Source organism: Clostridium sp. JNZ X4-2 (assembly GCF_054889485.1).
This window is the reverse complement of sequence record NZ_CM142685.1, coordinates 832,789-851,507: the sequence shown is the minus strand read 5'-3', so window position 1 is coordinate 851,507 and position 18,719 is coordinate 832,789. Positions and strand designations below refer to the sequence as shown.

Here is an 18,719-nt window from a genome sequence, read left to right as displayed (position 1 = left end):
TATGCATTATTATAAAAAACACGTTATTAACAGGATGCTTATAACATATACTTAAGCATTTTCAAACATATCCTTTATATCCTTAGCTGCAATTTTCTTTTTGCATTTACTGCATAGAAGCTTTTCCGGCTGTTCTATTCCCAATCTGCCATAGGCGTATTTAATATGCTCTTCTGTAGCAAAATATTCCCCACATAAATCGCACTTCACCATCTTAAACTTTTTACCCCATATCTCTCTTTCTCCATCCCAGTCCTTTACCTCTATTGCATTTGTAGGACATACATTGGCACAAGAGCCACAGCCTATACATTCAGGTGAGGGTTCATTGTATGGAGTAGATACTTCCTTATATATGCCCCTATTAACTGTGGATATGGCTCCGGCTCCAAGTTCCTTGCAGGCACTTGCACAAAGCCCGCATAAAATACAATTTTCTTCTGTATTCAATTTAAACCTTTTCACTCTTTTTTGTTCAACTTCAAAAGCCCTGGCCAATTCTGCCACTTCTTTATTTGCAGGACATCGTGCCTGGAGCAGCATAATTATATTTTTTCTCATTCTATTTATCTTATGAGAATTAGTTACCACCTGTACTTCTTTACTTATAGGAAATATACATGAGGTTACAATTTTTGAGCGTCCTCTATCTATAACCTCCACTATACACAGCCTGCAGCTGGCAAGCCCCGGAAGTGCATCACTATGACACAATGTAGGTATATATATATCATTTCTTCTGGCTACTTCCAATATAAATTCTCCACGTTCAGCTTCACAAACTTTACCATCTATTGTAATTTTCATATTTTCACCCCCCTTATAAAACTTTAACAGCATCAAATCTGCATATATTCATGCAGTTGCCGCATCTCAAACATTTATCCACATCTATTTCATGAGGTTTTTTCACTTCACCTGTAATACACTCGGCTGGACAGTTCTTCCTGCAGAGATCACATCCTACACATTTATCTTTATCTATACCAAATGTTGTAAGTTTTTTACAAACTCCTGCTCTGCATCTCTTATTCCTTATATGCTCTTCAAATTCATCTCTAAAATATCTAATGGAAGCTATTACTGGATTAGGTGCACTTTTACCAAGACTGCACAGAGATGCCTGACTGGTCATGGAACATATTTCAAGAAGTTCTTCTATATCTCCCTCTCTGCCATTTCCATCACATATGTCTGTCAATATCTCCAGCATCCTCTTTACTCCCTCTCTGCAAGGTACACATTTCCCACAGGATTCCTCTGCCAGGAAACTTAAATAATATCTGGTTACATCAACCATGCAGGTTCTGTCATCCATTACAATCATTCCGCCTGAACCCATCATAGAGTCTGCTTTAACCAAAGTATCATAGTCCACCTGCAGATCCAGATGATTTTCTGGTAAACATCCACCAGAAGGTCCCCCTATTTGAACAGCCTTGAACTTTCTGTCATTTAAAACTCCTCCGCCTATATCATATATTATTTCTCTCAAGGTAGTACCCATTGGAACTTCTACAAGGCCTGTATTCTTTACTTTTCCAACCAATGAAAATACTTTTGTTCCCTTACTCTTCTCCATGGTACCTATTGAATGATACCAATCTCCGCCTTTTTCAACTATTACAGGTACATTAGCCCAGGTTTCCACGTTGTTCAAAACAGTTGGCTGCCCCCAAAGTCCCTTTTCCGTGGTATGTATATATTTAGCCCTAGGTTCACCTACCATACCTTCTATAGAAGACATGAGAGCAGTGGACTCACCACATACAAAGGCTCCTCCGCCTCTTACTATCTGTATATCAAAAGAAAAATCACTTCCCAATATATTTTTCCCCAGCAAATTTTCTTTCCTGGCCTCATCTATTGCCTTTTGCATATTTTCTACAGCAAGTCCATATTCATCTCTTATATAGGCAAAGCCATTGGTTCCTCCCACTGTATAAGCACAAAGAGTCATACCTTCTATAACGCTGTTAGGATCGCCTTCCATTATACTTCTGTCCATAAATGCCCCAGGATCTCCCTCATCACCATTACAAACTACATATATAGGAGTGGTATCGATATCAGCAGCAGTTTTCCATTTACGTCCCGTTGGGAATCCGGCTCCTCCCCTTCCTCTAAGTCCTGATTTTGATATTTCCTCAAGAACCTGTTCAGGTTTCATAGTGCTGATAGCTTTCTTTAAAGCTTTATATCCACCTCTTTCAATGTAATCCTGAAGACTTGTTGGATCTATTTCTCCCACATTTCTAAGAGCAATTTTATTTTGTCTTTTACAGAATTCACTTTCCTTGTGGTTTCTCAGCCTCTTTTTAGTAGAAGTTTCAAAATAGAGCAATTTATCTATTATTTCACCTTTAAGCAGTGTTTTTTTAACTACATCTTCTATATCCTCAACTTTAACCTTAAAGTATGCAATATCATCTGGATATATTTTAAGTACGGGACCTTTTTCACATAACCCATCGCAACCTGTTGCCTTAAGCACAACATTTACATCTGAACCTGCATTTAACCCGGCTATTTGTGATTTTAATTCTTCGTATACTTCCATACTGCCTTTGGCCAGGCATCCCGTACCGCAGCATACATTGACAGTTTTTTTATCACTCATTATTCTCACTCCTATACTCACTAAGAATTTCTTCAACCAGTTTAGGTGTCAAATTTCCATAATACTTTTCATTTATCATCATAACAGGTGCTATAGCACAGCAGCCTATACAGTTGACCGTATTTATTGAAAATTTCAAATCATCAGTAGTTCCTCCCGGTCTAATTCCTATTACCTTTTCAAGCTCATCCATTACAACCATAGAGCCTCCAACGTGACAGGCAGTTCCATCACAAACTGTTATTATATTTTCACCTTTTGGAGTAAGACTCAATGCCTTATAAAAAGTAGCCATGCCATATAATCTGCTTATAGGAGTGTCCAAATATCCAGCCAGGTTTTCCAGGGCTTCTCTGGGTATATATTTATATTTTCTCTGTATATCTTGAAGTATAGCAAGAGTAAATCTCTGCTCCTTAGGATATTTTTCAATTACATCCTGGGCAGATAAATTATCATTCTTTACATTTTGTTCCACTACATTTGCCATTAAACATTTCACCTTCCTTTGAATATTAATTATGATTTTATATTAAAACTTAAATTTTAATAACTTTTTAAAACTCATTTTTGCATCAACTGATTATTAGATTTGGATGTAATTTTCTCATTTGGATAAAAGGCACTACCTTATCCGCTGGGGATTTGTATAAATATTCATTCTCTGTCCCCTCACAAATCCAATTAACGTGACATTTAGAGCCTCTGCAAACCTTATTGAAAGATTGGTAGGTGCGGATTTAGATATCATTATTGGAACTCCAAACCTGGCAATCTTAAGCACCATTTCAAAAGAAACCCTGCTGCTTACAAATAATATCTTATCTCTCAAAGGAATTTCTCTTATGAAGGACTCACCTATTAGTTTATCTACAGCATTATGCCTGGCTACATCTTCACAAATGGATATTACATTATTTTCATCACAAAGAGCTGCACAATGCGCTCCCCCAGTATCCTTGAAAGCTTTGGAATAAGAAAGGCTTCTTCTCATTAGATCATAAATTTCTTCTGATCTAATGTGAATATTTTCATTGGTTATTGTATTTATCCCCAGAGAATTTATAATATGTGAAAAAAACTCCATATCTCTATTTTTATTAAAATTATCAGGCAGTATCCGTTTTGAATACAGTGAACTGTGAAAAGCGTCATCTTTCAATAATACTTTTGATATTCCATTCTCCTTGTCCACTTCTAAGAATTTTATTTCATCAAAGGATTTTATAATACCTTGGAAAGCCAGAAAACCTACAGTCAGCGCTTCTAATTTTTCAGGTGTACATAAGAGCACCGCCAAATGCTGATCATTTACAAATATATTAAGAGGATATTCGCAAATAGTTGATTCAGTTATTGTTTTTTTATATTTTCCATCATATTTAACCACGTTGAATTCTACAGTCTTACCCATTTCCTGGTCCCCCTAAAAATTCTTTTCAATAAAATCCGCTATTCCATCTATGTTATTTAAATATAAACTTTCCAGTTAAAGTCTCTCCAGCCTTTACAGTCTTAGTTCCCTTTTTTACAATTACAATACCATTGGATTGAGTCAATGTAAAAAGCGCATTAGAACTCTGTGATCCCACACTATAAGCATAATAATTTCCACCGCGTTCTTTTATATCTACATAAATGTAATTTTCTCTATCCCCTTTAGATTTAAAATCATCTTTTAAAATTACAGGAAATTCCTTAGTTATAATATCTTTTCTTCCCATCATCTTCTTTATAGCCGGAGCTGCAAAAACTTCAAAAGTATTTACAACCGACAGCGGATTGCCTGGAAGACCAAAGAATAATTTATTTTTAAAAGTGGCAAATGTAACTGGCTTACCAGGTTTTATCTGTACAGATGTAAATTTTATATCTGCTCCTATTTTTTTCAATACTTCCTCTATAAAATCATAATCTCCTACAGATACTCCACCAGAGCTTATAACTATATCACCTTCTTCAAAAGCATTTTTAATAGCATTAAAAATTTCATCTCTGCTATCTTTAATTATTCCATAGGATTTTACTTGTCCATTTAAATTTTTAACAAGTGCAGTCAATGCATATTCATTGCAGTTTCTGACTTTGCCCCGGGTTATTTTTTCATCTATGTCTACAAGCTCATCTCCTGTGGTTATAAGTATGATTTTAGGTACCTTATGACAATACACTTTATCATACCCAAGAGAAGCCAGCATTCCTATTTCTGAAGGTCTCAAAAATTTTCCACTTTCAAAAACCATGTCCCCATTTTTTATTTCTTCCCCTTTTTTTAATACGTTATTTCCACAATAAACCTTTTCCAGTACCTGAAGTTCATTTCCCTCTGCTTTTACTTTTTCTATCTGAATAACTGCATCTGCACCTTTGGGAACTGCCGCCCCTGTCATTATCTTTACAGCTTCTCCACTTTTTATTTCTTCATCCAGAAAATCTCCTGCCTTTATTGATCCAATAATTTTAAATCTGGATAATCCATCTTTGGTATCACTGCTTTTCAATGCATATCCATCCATAGATGACTTATCAAATGGAGGCAAATCATCTTTTGAGCTTATATTCTCTGCCAATACCCTATTGAGACACTCAATCAGGGAAACCTTTTCACTTTCCAGAACTTTTGTATTATTCAATACTATATCTAAAGCCCTTCCTATTTCTATCAAAGTCTATTCCTCCTCAAGCTTTGGTTAATATCTGCATCTTATATATTTTTAAGTTTTATATATTAGCATTCATCTTTTCTCTTATCTTCTCATATTTTTCTTTTATAAACCTTTCTGCTTTTTCTTGATCCCCTATTGATTGTATTTTAACTGCACAATATTTTAATTCTGGAGTCTTCGATACAGGATCCAGATTATTAGAAGTAAGTTCGTTACATGCTCCTATCCACCACTGATAAGTCATATAAACTGCTCCCTTGTTAACCCTCTCCGTCACCAATGCCCTGGCTACCACAGATCCTCTGCGGGAGCTTATTCTCATAAGCTGTTCACTTTTTATTCCATATCTATCTGCATCCTCCGGATTAATTTGTATATACCCCGGTTCATCTGCCAGCTGCTGAAGTGCCCTGCAGTTTCCTGTCATTGTCCTAACAGAATAGTGACCTGCTTCTCTGACTGTAGAGAGAATCAGCGGATATTCTTCATCTGTAGATTCTACAGGCGGCCTCCATTCTACGGCAAATAAATTTCCTTTTCCCGTTGATGTATTAAATTTACTGCCCTTATATAGATAAGATGTACCTGGATGATCTTCTGAAGGACACGGCCACTGAATTCCTCCTAGCTTATCCAATCTTTCATAAGTTACTCCCTTATAATTCGGACACAAATTCCTGAGTTCGTCCCATATTTCTTCTGTATTATTATAATGCATAGGATATCCCATAGCAGAGGAGATTTCTGAAATTATCTGCCAGTCTGGTTTTACATCTCCCTTAGGTTCTATGGCTTTGCGGAATCTTTGGAATCCTCTATCCGCACAGGTGAAAACTCCTTCATGTTCTCCCCATGATGTGGCAGGTAAAATTACATCTGCATAAAGTGCAGTTTTATTCATAAAAATATCCTGAACTATAACAAGCTCCATTTTATCCAGTGTCCTTCTCATCTCTTCGGAATCAGGATCACTTTGAACCGGATCTTCTCCCATTATATAGTAAGCTTTTATTTTATCTTCTTTCAGCGTCATACGTGGAACTTCCGTTAAATGACATCCAATTTTATTGGAAAGTTTTACCTTCCAGGCTTTTTCAAATTTTTCTCTAATATTGTCATCAGTTACACTCTGATACCCTGGATACACATTAGGAAGTGCACCCATATCGCAGGCTCCCTGTACATTGTTCTGTCCCCTTACAGGACCTATGCCCACATTAGGTCTTCCAAAATTTCCAGTTAAAAGTGCCAGTGAAGCCAATCCTTTGATTACATCCACAGCTTGTGCAAACTGACACACTCCCATACCATAAAGTATCATGGCATTTTTAGCACCAGAATACATTTTCATGGCCTTTACTATATCATTTGCGCATATGCCTGTAATTTTTTCTGCATATTGCGGAGTGTATTTCTCTACAATAGATTTGTATTTTTCAAAACCCAAAGTATGATCTTTTACATAATCCTTATCATAAAGTTCTCTGTTTATAAGTACATTTGCAAAAGCATTTACCAAAACCATATTGGTTCCATTTTTTATAGGCAGCCAAAGATCCGATATTCTCCCTGACTCAGTTATACGCGGATCTACAACTATTACCCTGGCACCCTTTTCTTTTGCCCTGACTATCCTCTTTGCAACTATAGGATGTGAAGCAGCTCCATTGTATCCAAAAATAAGCAATAAATCAGTATCATCTATCTCATGTATACCATTTGACATAGCACCATTTCCTAAAACGTAAGCCAGACCGGCTACTGAAGGAGCATGTCAAACCCTTGCACAGTGATCTACATTGTTAGTTCCCACTGCTGCTCTCATGAACTTTTGCATTACATAGTTTGCCTCATTGCCTGAGCCTCTCGCACATCCTGTTCCCATTATTGAATCCGGCCCATATTTTTCTTTTATCTCCAATAATTTTGAAGCTGTAAAATCAACAGCTTCCTCCCAGCTTACTTCTTCTAATTTATTATTTTTCCTTATCATAGGTTTTGTTAAACGTGATGTCAGGATTTTCGGGTTATTCAGAAAATCCCAGCCAAAATACCCCTTTAAACACATAGAACCCTCATTGGTCCTTCCATTGGCCGGTTTTGCTCTAATTATCTTATTGTCCTTCACATATAAATATAAATTACACCCAGCACCACAATAAGGACAGACTGTTAAAACCTTATGATCCATATCTAATCCCCCCCCTTATAAAAAATATAAACTTAAATACTTATGATTTCATTTCGAACATTAATAATTTTGATATATGTGTTTATCTGCTATGTAAATTAATTTAGTATATAAATTCATTTTAAAATATTCAGAATTTAAAGTCAAGATCACTTTCCACCATAAATAAAACTTTTTAAGGGTGAAAAATGCTTTTATCTGCCATATGAATTAGATTACTACTAAAATATAAAAAGAGAGATTTTTTTAATCTCTCTTGCAATTATAATCCTCTAGATTATATTATCCAAAATACCGTTAACTTTATTTTGACACCTATGTCTCCACAGGTGGATGTTCCCACAGATGTTTCCATCCTCCTACAACCAAGTTTTCCTAGGATACATGTACTCATCTAAATATCGAACTTCCGTTTAAATAATGTAGGTTCAAAACTAAAGTTTGCGCATATCTCAGAACTTTTATTTATTTATTGATGTAATTATACAACATGTACTTTATTATGTCAATTACACGATAACTATTTTATTAGAAATTTTCAGAAAATAAGCTGTCAACTTGTTTTATTATATGATCTTCAATAAGTAATATGAAAATATTTAAAAATAAGTGATATAATATTTGCTTAAAAAAAAGATTTTAAAACTCTTTATAGAATTATAATATCTGAAGTAATAATAATTAAAGGAGATATTTTACATGTTACAATTAAGCAAAAATGATAAAAGCAAAGTATTAGGAGCCATAAAATCAGGAAACATCGATGCTGCTGATGTAAATTTTCCTAACCTTATAGATACAATAATTCTAAAAATGAAAAATATTGGACTTATAAGCAAGTTAGCTGAAAGCTTTAAAGATAAAAGAAAGCAAAATAAACATATTCCTTTTGATATACTTATTGCATTAGCAATTACAGCCAAGATGAAACTTAAAACTAGCTTGACTGATGTTGCTTTTGCTGTAACTGATTGTGAATTATTATCAGAGCTTGGATGGAATATGTGGGATACAGATAGAAATCTTGAAGAAGGTTTATTTGCCGAAGGCGTTATGAGAAACTTAATTGACAAATATGGATCTACCGAAAAAAATGAATTCATAAAATCCTATAATCACTACACTCAAAATGTTGTACTTCCATCTCTTAATATATCTCCCTCAATACATATTCTTGATTGTACTAAAATAAAGGTAAACTTAGATAATGCAAATTATGAAAATTCAGAAGTTATAAAAATTGATGGAGAATCTGTACGTGGTTACAAACTTGGAACTTTGCGGGGACTCATGGATGATTCAGGCATTATTGAAGAAATAGTTTTTGACTCTATTAAACCTCATGATTTAGAGCTTTGTAGATATATGCTTTTAAACAGTAAATGTTTAAAGAAGGGTGATATTCTCATAAATGACAGGGGATTTATTTCACGTGATGTTATAAATTCGTTAAAACTCGAAAAAGGTGTAGATACATATATACCTGCAAAAAAGAGCATGACAATATACGAAGAAGCTGTAAAAATAGCTGTCCTCGAAAATAAATGGCAGAAACATCCTAATAAAAAACGAAAAGCTCAAGAAATACACCTGGTTAAACACTTAGGCTTGATGTGGCAAAGTGATAAATCCAGCAGTGATGTTGATTTATGTGCCTGTGTTGTGCATGATAAAAAAGATGATGAATATTACGTGTTTTTAACTACAGACACAAATAAAACTGCAAAACAAATAATAAATATTTATGAATTAAGGCCAGAAATAGAGGAAGATTATAGGCAAATAAAGGACTTTTGGAAATTAGAAGACTTTAAGAGTACAAAATACAATTTTATAACTTTTCATATAGTCATGACACTTATTGGCTATATGTATTTTCAAGTGTTTAAAAATATGCAGGAGGGAAGTAAGTATTCAGGCAAGTCCCTCCCAGTAGCTATTAAGAACTATAAAGAAGATAAGCAAAAATCCGTTATAATATATTCTGGTCAATATTTTGGTGTATTTTCCTTTATTCAATTTATTCAGTTGTATGCTGGTTGTTCCGCAGAAGTAAGGAAACTTCTTGATCCAACCTTGGCTCTAGTATAGCAGGGTTGGAGGGCTACACCCAAATTACGAATTGAAGTAATAAAACTTTAATAAGTAATATGAAAATATTTAAAAATAAGTGCTATAATATTTGCTTAAAAAAAATGATTTTAAAACCCTTTATAGAATTATAATATCTAAAGTAATAATAATTAAAGAAGATATTTTACATGTTACAATTAAGCAAAAATGATAAAAGCAAAGTATTAGAATCCATAAAATCAGAAAACATCGATGCTGCTGATGTAAGTTTTCCTAACCTTATAGATACAATAATTCTAAAAATGAAAAATATTGGACTTATAAGCAAGTTAGATGAAAGCTTTAAAGATAAAAGAAAGCAAAATAAACATATTCCTTTTAATATACTTATTGCATTAGCAATTACAGCCAAGATGAAACATAAAACTAGCTTGACTGATGTTGCTTTTGCTGTAACTGATTGTGAATTATTATCAGAACTTGGATGGAATATGTGGGATACAGATAGAAATCTTGAAGAAGGTTTATTTGCCGAAGGCGTTATGAGAAACTTAATTGACAAATATGGATTTACTGAAAAAAATGAATTCATAAAATCCTATAATCACTACACTCAAAATGTTGTACTTCCATCTCTTAATATATCTCCCTCAATACATATTCTTGATTGTACTAAAATAAAGGTAAACTTAGATAATGCAAATTATGAAAATTCAGGAGTTATAAAAATTGATGGAGAATCTGTACGTGGTTACAAACTTGGAACTTTGCGGGGACTCATGGATGATTCAGGCATTATTGAAGAAATAGTTTTTGACTCTATTAAACCTCATGATTTAGAGCTTTGTAGATATATGCTTTTAAACAGTAAATGTTTAAAGAAGGGTGATATTCTCATAAATGACAGGGGATTTATTTCACGTGATGTTATAAATTCGTTAAAACTCGAAAAAGGTGTAGATACATATATACCTGCAAAAAAGAGCATGACAATATACGAAGAAGCTGTAAAAATAGCTGTCCTCGAAAACAAATGGCAGAAACATCCTAATAAAAAACGAAAAACTCAAGAAATACACCTGGTTAAACACTTAGGCTTGATGTGGCAAAGTGATAAATCCAGCAGTGATGTTGATTTATGTGCCTGTGTTGTGCATGATAAAAAAGATAAGCAAAAATCCGTTATAATATATTCTGGTCAATATTTTGGTGTATTTTCCTTTATTGAATTTATTCAGTTGTATGCTGGTTGTTCCGCAGAAGTAAGGAAACTTCTTGATCCAACCTTGGCTCTAGTATAGCAGGATTGGAGGGCTACACCCAAATTACGAATTGAAGATTATATGATAGTTTGTCAAATCATAATGCAGCGGAGTCAAGGCGGCATAGCCTTCCTTTACATAATATACATCCGTATGCCTGTAATAACTGTCTGTTGTCTCTGAACATTCTCTGTCATATTTAAAACCCATATTACAGACCTTTATACCTTTTATCTTTTCTAAAGGCAAAGGGGGAACATTTAGATTTAAAACAACATCATCTTTTTTATACTTATCTTTAACTATAGAAAATACCTTCAGTGCACATTTTGCCGCTGTATTATAATCATAATTAGGGCCTTTGGTATCCAAGGATACAGCCATAGAAGGAACTTTGCATATAGAGGCCTCAATAGCTGCTGAAACCGTTCCAGAGTACAATACATCTATTCCCAAATTGTATCCATTGTTTATCCCTGAAATTACCATATCTATTTTTTTATCTTTGACTCTGCTCAGTCCAACCCTTACGCAATCCGCCGGAGTACCATTTATACTATATGCTTTTGAATAAATTCCTGGAATTTTTACTTCCCTGGCAGTTAAATCTCCGCTGGTAGTTATTGAATGTCCGCTGCCGCTTCTCTGCATATTTGGCGCAGCAATTATAACTTCATTATCCTTTTCAAAATACTTGGCTAAGATATGCAGACCCTCTGCATTTATCCCATCGTCATTAGTGAGTAATAATCTCATATTTCATCCTCCCATCATTTATGAACCTCATTTTCAATATCTCTCCATACCTCTTCATCACTTTTATCTCTGACTATTTTATATCTGTTGCCCCTTATGGCTGTATCAAACTGACATATTGCTGAATAAATACAATAACTGCAGGCACTTCTATTTTTATTTTTATATGGAGTAACTTCTATATTTCCCTCCAGCATCTTTTCGCATAGATTTTCTATGGTATCCCTCACATATTTTCTAAGAAGCTGAAATTGTTCTATAGTGGCCAAAGATGATTTTGATTTTGAAAGACTTCCGTCTTTTTTTACAGAAGCAGGTATAATATCTGAAGATTTCTCCATGTCTCTATCCATCTTTTTAACTAAATCCGGATCATTAAGCAAGAGTCCATTCATCTTTAAACTTTTAGCTATCCTCTCCTCTATTTTATCATCCGGTATATCTCCTGATGATTTTATTATAGGATCATCCAGTTTGAAATATAATATACCTGCCGGGATAGCATCTGCATTCATTTTTTCATCTAATTCCGTAAGTATTGCATCCAAGTATATTAAAAGCTGCATTTGAAAACCGTAATATATATCTGAAAGTTTAAATTCCTTAGTGCCGGACTTATAATCTATTATTCTAATATATGTTACACTGTCTTCTTCCATAACATCTACCCTATCAGCTCTTCCCACAAGGCTAACTTCTTCACCGGAATGAAGTTTTATTGAAATAGGTGGTAAATCACCTTTATCTCCAAAAGACAGTTCATACGCCTTGGGCTGAAATTCCCCTTTTTTCATATGTTCTGTTATGAGCCATAGAGATCTTGTAAGAGTTCTTTTTATACTATCCGTAAGATGTCTGTATCTTTTAGAGCTGTTTAATATGGAACCTGGCATATTATTCAAAGTTTTACCGACTATATAATTTACGTTTTCTTCACACCATTTTTTATCTATGTCCCTCCAGGTCAAGTTTTTTTCTTTTAAGTCCACAGAAAATTTTTGAAGTATGCTGTGCATAAAACTTCCTAAATCAGGCGGACTCAAATTATACATTTTCCTGTCCTTAGCCCCAAGTCCATATTGTATAAAATATGCAAAAGGACACTGGGCAAATTTCTCCAGCCTTGAAACACTTACCTTTAAATGTCTTCCATAAAGTTTCCTCACCTTACTGGTATCTAAAATTTCCACTTCATTATTATAGGAAAAACCATTCAAAACGGTTTTTAATCTTTTGTTCCATTGATCATTTTTCCTATACCATCTGTACACATCTAACCAGAGAGGATTTATACAATTACTGCACCCTATATTTTTTCTTATATTTAAAATCAATTCATTAAAAGTGGATTTGGGCGTATTTACAGCTTCCATATCCTCTTTATCTCCTGCTTCATCTAATACATTGCTTTCCTCCTCCAGCCCTGGAAATAACTTCTTTATCATAGAAATAACAATAGAGGGTCTTTTGGTCTTTCCCTCTCCATCACTCATGGAATAGCTCAATTTCAAACATTTATCCACCGTAGTTAGTGTACTATACACCAGGAACTGTTCCTGTAAAGCTCTGCTTCTGGTATTTTCCTTCAACTCCAATCCCTTTTCCCTAAGAACATCCCTGTCATCATCTGTAAAAACTCCTTCTTCAAGTACAGCAGCAGGGAAAATGCCATCATTAACTCCTACAATATAAAGCACCCTTATATCATGACTTCTCAGCCTGGTTACACTGCTTACTAAAACCTGATCCAGCGAAGGCGGAATCACTCCTATTTCATATTGAGAAAAACTATTTGTCAGCATTTCATTAAAAGTTTCCACTCCAAAAGCTTCATTTCCCCTTGAATCCACAATCTGATCCAATACATCCACCACTATATCCCATATCTGAGCATATTCATTTGCCATATCCAATTTGGAATCATCCTTGAATCCTTCTATAATCTGTTTTATCTTTTCAGGAATCTCCAGCTCACATAAAAAATTATATAATCCCTCGCATATTTGTGCTCCCCTTTTCTTTCCTTTTACAGCAGCTGAAAGTTTTAGGATAGGTTCTCTCACCTTATCCCTTATAGAATTTATCTCATTTAAATATTCTATCTCTTCCTCTGATATTTCTTCCTGGGAAGTATCATAATTTATTCTAAAATTCCAGGGCTCAGCCTGAATCCAGCCTTTTCCCCTTATTCCATTTGCAAGTACATAATTTTCCAGCATATTTATATCATCAAATTTCAAATTCAAAATTCCTGTTTTTAAATATCTGAATACAGATTCATAAGACCAGTTTTTAGATATTATTTCCACAGCAGAAACTATCAAAATTATAATTGGGTTATTGTCAATTTCTCTTTTTTTATCTATAAAATAAGGTATTTCATATTCATTAAATACTGCTTTTATCAAACTTTCATATCCATCTAAATCCCCTGTTACAACTGCAATATCCTTAAACCTAAAACCTTTGTTCCTGCATGCTTTTACTATTTCCCTGGCAGTATGCTCTATTTCAGTATATTTGTTTAGAGCCTTGTATATTCCTATATTTTCAACTGGCTCTTCATATACTTTATAGGGATATGAAAATAGATAATGTTGAAGATGCTGAAGTTCAGCACTGTACTTAAATCTATAACATGGACTGCATTGTAGAATAACAGGCTTGTCATAAACTATATTGTTGTCTTTAGCTATTTCCAAAAGTTTTTTTTCTGTAATCCTGGTAGGCAAAAATAAATCCATACTTTCAACAGATGAACTCCCCCCTGCTCCGTCCATACATAATGTTACATTCATTCTAAATACCTTATGCATAATTTTTTTTAAAATTTCATATTCCTGAGGAGTAAAACTGAAAAATTCATCCACCCATATTTCTGCATTGTCAAACATTTTGGATTTATCCAGATTTTCACCGAGTATATTCAAAGTGTCCTCCAAATCCAGATATTTCTCATGAAGTATATTTTCAAATTCTGAAAATATTATTGTAATATCCTCCAGTTTGTGTTTTAAATTGATACTTTCTATTCTATCCGCACTGTCTTTTAAAAGAAGGGGAGAAATATTGTATTTTTTTAATTCAGTTATGGAATCCGATATGAAATTTATGAATCCCTGCTTTTTAGAAGCTCTGCCAAATACCTTTAATTTATTTCTATTTTCCTCTATTATCTTATATAAAAGTACACTTTTGCCTGCATCATTTATACTTTTTCTAGTTCCTCCTCCTACTTCGTCAAGTACCTTTTCTGCCATTCTTCTAAAACTCAATACCTGTGCTCTGGACATTCCTCTTTCCCCAATTGTGCTTATTAAGTTTTTTTCTGCCTGAAAGGAGAATTGTTCAGGAACTAAAATTATAAGACTTCTATCATTTCCCTGCTTTATTTCATTTTTTATGCTATTAAGACAATAATGACTTTTTCCACTGCCTGCCCTTCCATATATAAATCTTATACTCATAAAACCAACACCTGCCTACACTCAAACTTAACTTTCAACTTAAACAATTGAAAGATTTCCGATTTACATCGAAAATCTTCATAAATTGTGAATTGTCAATGGTGCACTGTGAATTGTTTAAATTATTTTCTCTGGAGCATATCGGCTATTGCTGCCATATTTCCCAGGGAAGATACTGCCTCATTGGGAAGTATAAGTTTATTTGCAGGATTTTTTGCCATTTCCTTCAAAGCCTCTACCTGCTTTAATGCTATCACCTTTTCATCAGTACCGGAATCTATTATAGCCCTGTTCACCATTTCAATAGCTTTGGATTCCGCCGCTGCCACGGATTCTATGGCCTTTGCCTTACCTTCTGCTTCCAGCATCTGGGATTGTCTAAGACCTTCTGCCCTTCTGATATTTGCTTCTTTTTCAGCCTCAGCCTGCAGTATCTTGGCTTGTTTTTCCCCTTCCGCCCTGGCTATATCACCTTGCTTCTGCCCTTCTGCCTGAAGTATTACAGCTCTCTTGTCCCTTTCAGCCCTCATCTGTTTTTCCATAGCCTGTTGAATTTCAGCAGGGGGCATAATATTTTTGATTTCCACAGATAATAATTTTATTCCATATGCATCTGTTATATCATCCACCACTTTCAAAAGTTCCCCGTTTATTTTATCCCTTCCAGAAAGGACTTCGTCTAAAGTCATGTTGCCTACAATATTTCTCATATTGGTTATAGTTGAAAAAATTATACCAGCCCTGTAATCCTCTATATTGTATATTGCATCTTTAGGGCTCAATACCTTATAAAAAATAACGTTGTCTATAGATATTTTTACATTATCCTGAGTTATAACGCTTTGAGGTTCAATATCCAGTATCTGCTGCTTGGTGGAAACCTTCCTTCGCACAAAATCAGCAAAGGGAATTATAAAATGCCACCCAGGTTCTAGAGTTCTGTGAAACTGCCCAAGTCTTTCTACAATAGTCACATATCCGGTATTTACAATTTTAATAGAAGATATCACAGCTGCCAAAATAATTATCAGAACAATCAAAACAAGAATTTTACCTATCATAATTACATCTCCAATCCATATAATATTAATTTTTAGACTATAATAAATTTACAACTTTTTTATAACCAGTTTATTTCCTTCCATGCCCACTATTTTTATTCTGTCACCTTTTTTAAGCACATATTCCGTATCTTTTATATTCCAATAAACTCCATCAACCTTTACTCCATTATTCTCCAGCATTTCCTCATCTATCACAACTTCCCTGCCCACATAAGTTTTTTCTCTAAGCAGTGTAGGCTTTACAGATCCTTTTATACTCTTTTTCACTATGGGGTAGCATATAAGCATGAGTATAACACTGACAGCTACAAATACTATAAATTGCACTAAAAATGAATAATTCAATATCTGTGCTATAATTGCCCCAATGGCTCCAATTGTAAACCATACAAATAAAAATGCGCTGGTCGTTATATCAATCAATAGTGCTATTAATCCAACTGCAATCCACAAAATAAGATTAAACATATAATCCTCCTTTTTATCATTCTATAATATAATGATACACTATATACACCTAATTAACAAAGTCCAAATATTAAAGTGTAAAATGAATAATGTAAAGGAATAGTAAATGAAGATTTTGGGTAAAAATTGAAAATCCACCATAGTTCTTAATTATTAACTATCAATTATTAACTATAAAAATATTTTACTTAACTATGGAATCAATCCATAATTTAAAGCTGGCATCTGAAGGCATTCTCCAGTCTCCCCGCGGAGACAGACTAACTGTACCTACTTTAGGACCATCAGGGACTGCAGATCGCTTAAATTGCTGGGTAAAAAATCTTTTTATAAATACCTCAAGCCATTTTTCAATAACATCACCGTCATACTCACCTTTAAATGTATGTTTGGCCAAAAACAATATTTTTTCAGGAGAATAGTTTAATCTTACAAAATAATACAAAAAGAAATCATGAAGTTCATAAGGTCCTACTATATCTTCCGTCTTCTGAGATATGTCCCCTTTTTTATCTTTAGGTAAAAGCTCCGGACTTACAGGAGTATTTAACACATCCATCAAAATATCGGATATGTTTTTTGAGACTTCTTTATCCGCTACATACCTTACCAAATATCTCACCAGGGTTTTAGGTATGGAACAATTAACTCCATACATGGACATATGATCTCCGTTATATGTACACCATCCAAGGGCCAGCTCCGACAGATCCCCTGTACCAATTACAAGACCCCCCTCTTTATTTGCTATATCCATTATAATCTGGGTTCTTTCCCTTGCCTGGACATTTTCATAAGTTACATCATGTATATCTATCTCATGGGAAATGTCTTTAAAATGCTGGAGACACGCATTTACTATATTGATTTCTCTAAATTCCGTTCCCAAATTCTTACACAAATTTACTGCATTGTTGTAAGTTCTATCAGTGGTTCCAAATCCAGGCATAGTTACAGTTATTATATTTTTTCTTGGGATCTTTAAAATATCAAAAGTCTTAACCACAACCAGCATTGCCAGTGTAGAATCAAGTCCTCCCGATATGCCCACAACGGCTTTTTTCAAATTAGTATGACTTATCCTTTTTCCAAGGGCAGCAGTTTGTATACTGAATATTTCCCTGCACCTGGTTTCTCTTTCACTTTTATTATCAGGCACAAAGGGGTGTTTATCAACATTTCTGTCAAACTCTCCATAATCCATATCTTCAAATTGGAATTCTATATTTAATGGTTTCTGGGAAAATGTCTTTACATTGTCCCTAAAGCTTACATTTTTTAAACGTTGATTATTCAATTTATCCAAATCTATAATAGACGTTATAATTTCATTTTCCCTTTTAAACCTCTCATTTGAATTCAATAAGATGCCATTTTCAGAAATACACAGATCACCGCTAAATACTAAATCCGTAGAGGATTCAAACACTCCTGAAGAAGCATATATATAAGAGCACATGCATCTGGCACTTTGAGAACATATCAAATTTCTTCTATAAGAAGATTTACTTACAATTTCATTGGAGGCAGATAAATTTCCTAAAATATTTGCACCCATGAGACTCAGATAACTGCTGGGAGGTATTACCGCCCACAAATCCTCACATATCTCAAAAGCAAATTTCATTATTCCACAGGTAAATATAAGATTTACTCCAAAAGGTATATTTTTCTGGAAATAAAAATCAACTTTTTCATCTATGACATGCAGCCCTTCGGTAAACCATCTCTTTTCATAAAATTCTTCATAATTTGGAATATAACTTTTAGGAACAATTCCTAAAATATTTCCTTTAAATATTATACATGCGCAATTATAAAGACAGTTATTGTATACAACAGGTGCTCCCACTGCTATCAGCACATCTTTATTTTGTAAGTAATCACATAATTTTTTCAAAGCTTCCTCAGTCTTTTTCAAAAGCAGCTGCTGTTCAAAGAGATCTCCACAAGTATAAGATGTTATAGAAAGTTCCGGAAATACCACAAGCTTTGATTTTTCCCTCAGGGCTTTATCTATACATGCTTCTATATTCTTCAAATTAAACTCTATATCCCCTATATTTGTTAATGGGCAGGCCGATGATACCCTTATAAAATCCATTATATTTACCTCCTAAAAATTTCTCAATTTTTTGTTATATATACATTA

13 protein-coding genes and 1 other RNA gene are annotated in these 18,719 nt (G+C 34.0%); 2 read left to right on the top strand and 12 right to left on the bottom strand.

Annotation, left to right across the window (positions count from 1 at the left end; genetic code table 11):
- Positions 1 to 51: 51 nt before the first annotated feature.
- The 7 genes from ACYUJ6_RS03970 to ssrS all read right to left on the bottom strand — a co-directional run bounded on the left by ACYUJ6_RS03970 (position 52) and on the right by ssrS (position 7,939).
- Positions 52 to 807 carry a 2Fe-2S iron-sulfur cluster-binding protein gene (locus ACYUJ6_RS03970; RefSeq protein ID WP_461844561.1) on the bottom strand — a complete coding sequence of 252 codons (756 nt, stop codon included), beginning with the start codon at positions 805 to 807 and terminating at the stop codon, positions 52 to 54.
- A 13-nt stretch (positions 808 to 820) separates the two neighbouring features.
- A complete protein-coding gene (locus ACYUJ6_RS03965) occupies positions 821 to 2,620 on the bottom strand; it encodes an NADH-ubiquinone oxidoreductase-F iron-sulfur binding region domain-containing protein (protein ID WP_461844560.1) in 1,800 nt (599 codons plus the stop codon).
- Positions 2,613 to 3,110: an NADH-quinone oxidoreductase subunit NuoE gene (nuoE, locus tag ACYUJ6_RS03960; protein WP_461844559.1), complete on the bottom strand. Its 498-nt coding sequence runs from the start codon at positions 3,108 to 3,110 to the stop codon at positions 2,613 to 2,615. The genes ACYUJ6_RS03965 and nuoE overlap by 8 nt, the downstream gene beginning before the upstream one ends.
- Before the next feature lie 135 nt (positions 3,111 to 3,245).
- Positions 3,246 to 4,034, bottom strand: coding sequence for a formate dehydrogenase accessory sulfurtransferase FdhD (fdhD, locus tag ACYUJ6_RS03955; RefSeq protein WP_461844558.1), 789 nt, complete (start codon positions 4,032 to 4,034; stop codon positions 3,246 to 3,248).
- Positions 4,035 to 4,086: 52 nt separating this feature from the next.
- Positions 4,087 to 5,286, bottom strand: a complete 1,200-nt coding sequence (locus tag ACYUJ6_RS03950; protein WP_461844557.1) for a molybdopterin molybdotransferase MoeA — start codon at positions 5,284 to 5,286, stop codon at positions 4,087 to 4,089.
- A gap of 55 nt (positions 5,287 to 5,341) precedes the next feature.
- Entirely contained in the window at positions 5,342 to 7,477 is a 2,136-nt protein-coding gene (gene fdhF, locus ACYUJ6_RS03945) for a formate dehydrogenase subunit alpha (RefSeq protein WP_461844556.1), read from the bottom strand.
- Positions 7,478 to 7,756: 279 nt separating this feature from the next.
- A non-coding RNA gene (gene ssrS, locus ACYUJ6_RS03940) (6S RNA) lies at positions 7,757 to 7,939 on the bottom strand.
- 237 nt (positions 7,940 to 8,176) lie between these two features.
- Between ssrS and ACYUJ6_RS03935 the strand changes: the two genes are divergently transcribed.
- Together ACYUJ6_RS03935 and ACYUJ6_RS03930 are read left to right on the top strand one after the other, a co-directional pair.
- Positions 8,177 to 9,568, top strand: a complete 1,392-nt coding sequence (locus ACYUJ6_RS03935) for a transposase (protein WP_461843917.1) — start codon at positions 8,177 to 8,179, stop codon at positions 9,566 to 9,568.
- Between the two features lie 170 nt (positions 9,569 to 9,738).
- Positions 9,739 to 10,851 carry a hypothetical protein gene (locus tag ACYUJ6_RS03930; protein WP_461843916.1) on the top strand — a complete coding sequence of 371 codons (1,113 nt, stop codon included), beginning with the start codon at positions 9,739 to 9,741 and terminating at the stop codon, positions 10,849 to 10,851.
- A 24-nt stretch (positions 10,852 to 10,875) separates the two neighbouring features.
- Here ACYUJ6_RS03930 and surE read toward each other — a convergent pair whose 3' ends face one another.
- The 5 genes from surE to ACYUJ6_RS03905 all read right to left on the bottom strand — a co-directional run bounded on the left by surE (position 10,876) and on the right by ACYUJ6_RS03905 (position 18,671).
- Positions 10,876 to 11,568: a 5'/3'-nucleotidase SurE gene (surE, locus tag ACYUJ6_RS03925; RefSeq protein WP_461844555.1), complete on the bottom strand. Its 693-nt coding sequence runs from the start codon at positions 11,566 to 11,568 to the stop codon at positions 10,876 to 10,878.
- A gap of 14 nt (positions 11,569 to 11,582) precedes the next feature.
- Positions 11,583 to 15,035, bottom strand: a complete 3,453-nt coding sequence (gene addB / locus ACYUJ6_RS03920; RefSeq protein WP_461844554.1) for a helicase-exonuclease AddAB subunit AddB — start codon at positions 15,033 to 15,035, stop codon at positions 11,583 to 11,585.
- Between the two features lie 122 nt (positions 15,036 to 15,157).
- The gene (locus ACYUJ6_RS03915) at positions 15,158 to 16,096 is read right to left on the bottom strand and encodes an SPFH domain-containing protein (RefSeq protein WP_461844553.1); all 939 of its coding nucleotides are present in this window, start codon (positions 16,094 to 16,096) and stop codon (positions 15,158 to 15,160) included.
- Between the two features lie 48 nt (positions 16,097 to 16,144).
- Positions 16,145 to 16,567, bottom strand: a complete 423-nt coding sequence (locus ACYUJ6_RS03910; protein WP_461844552.1) for an NfeD family protein — start codon at positions 16,565 to 16,567, stop codon at positions 16,145 to 16,147.
- Between the two features lie 184 nt (positions 16,568 to 16,751).
- Positions 16,752 to 18,671 carry an NAD(+) synthase gene (locus ACYUJ6_RS03905; protein WP_461844551.1) on the bottom strand — a complete coding sequence of 640 codons (1,920 nt, stop codon included), beginning with the start codon at positions 18,669 to 18,671 and terminating at the stop codon, positions 16,752 to 16,754.
- Positions 18,672 to 18,719: the final 48 nt, after the last annotated feature.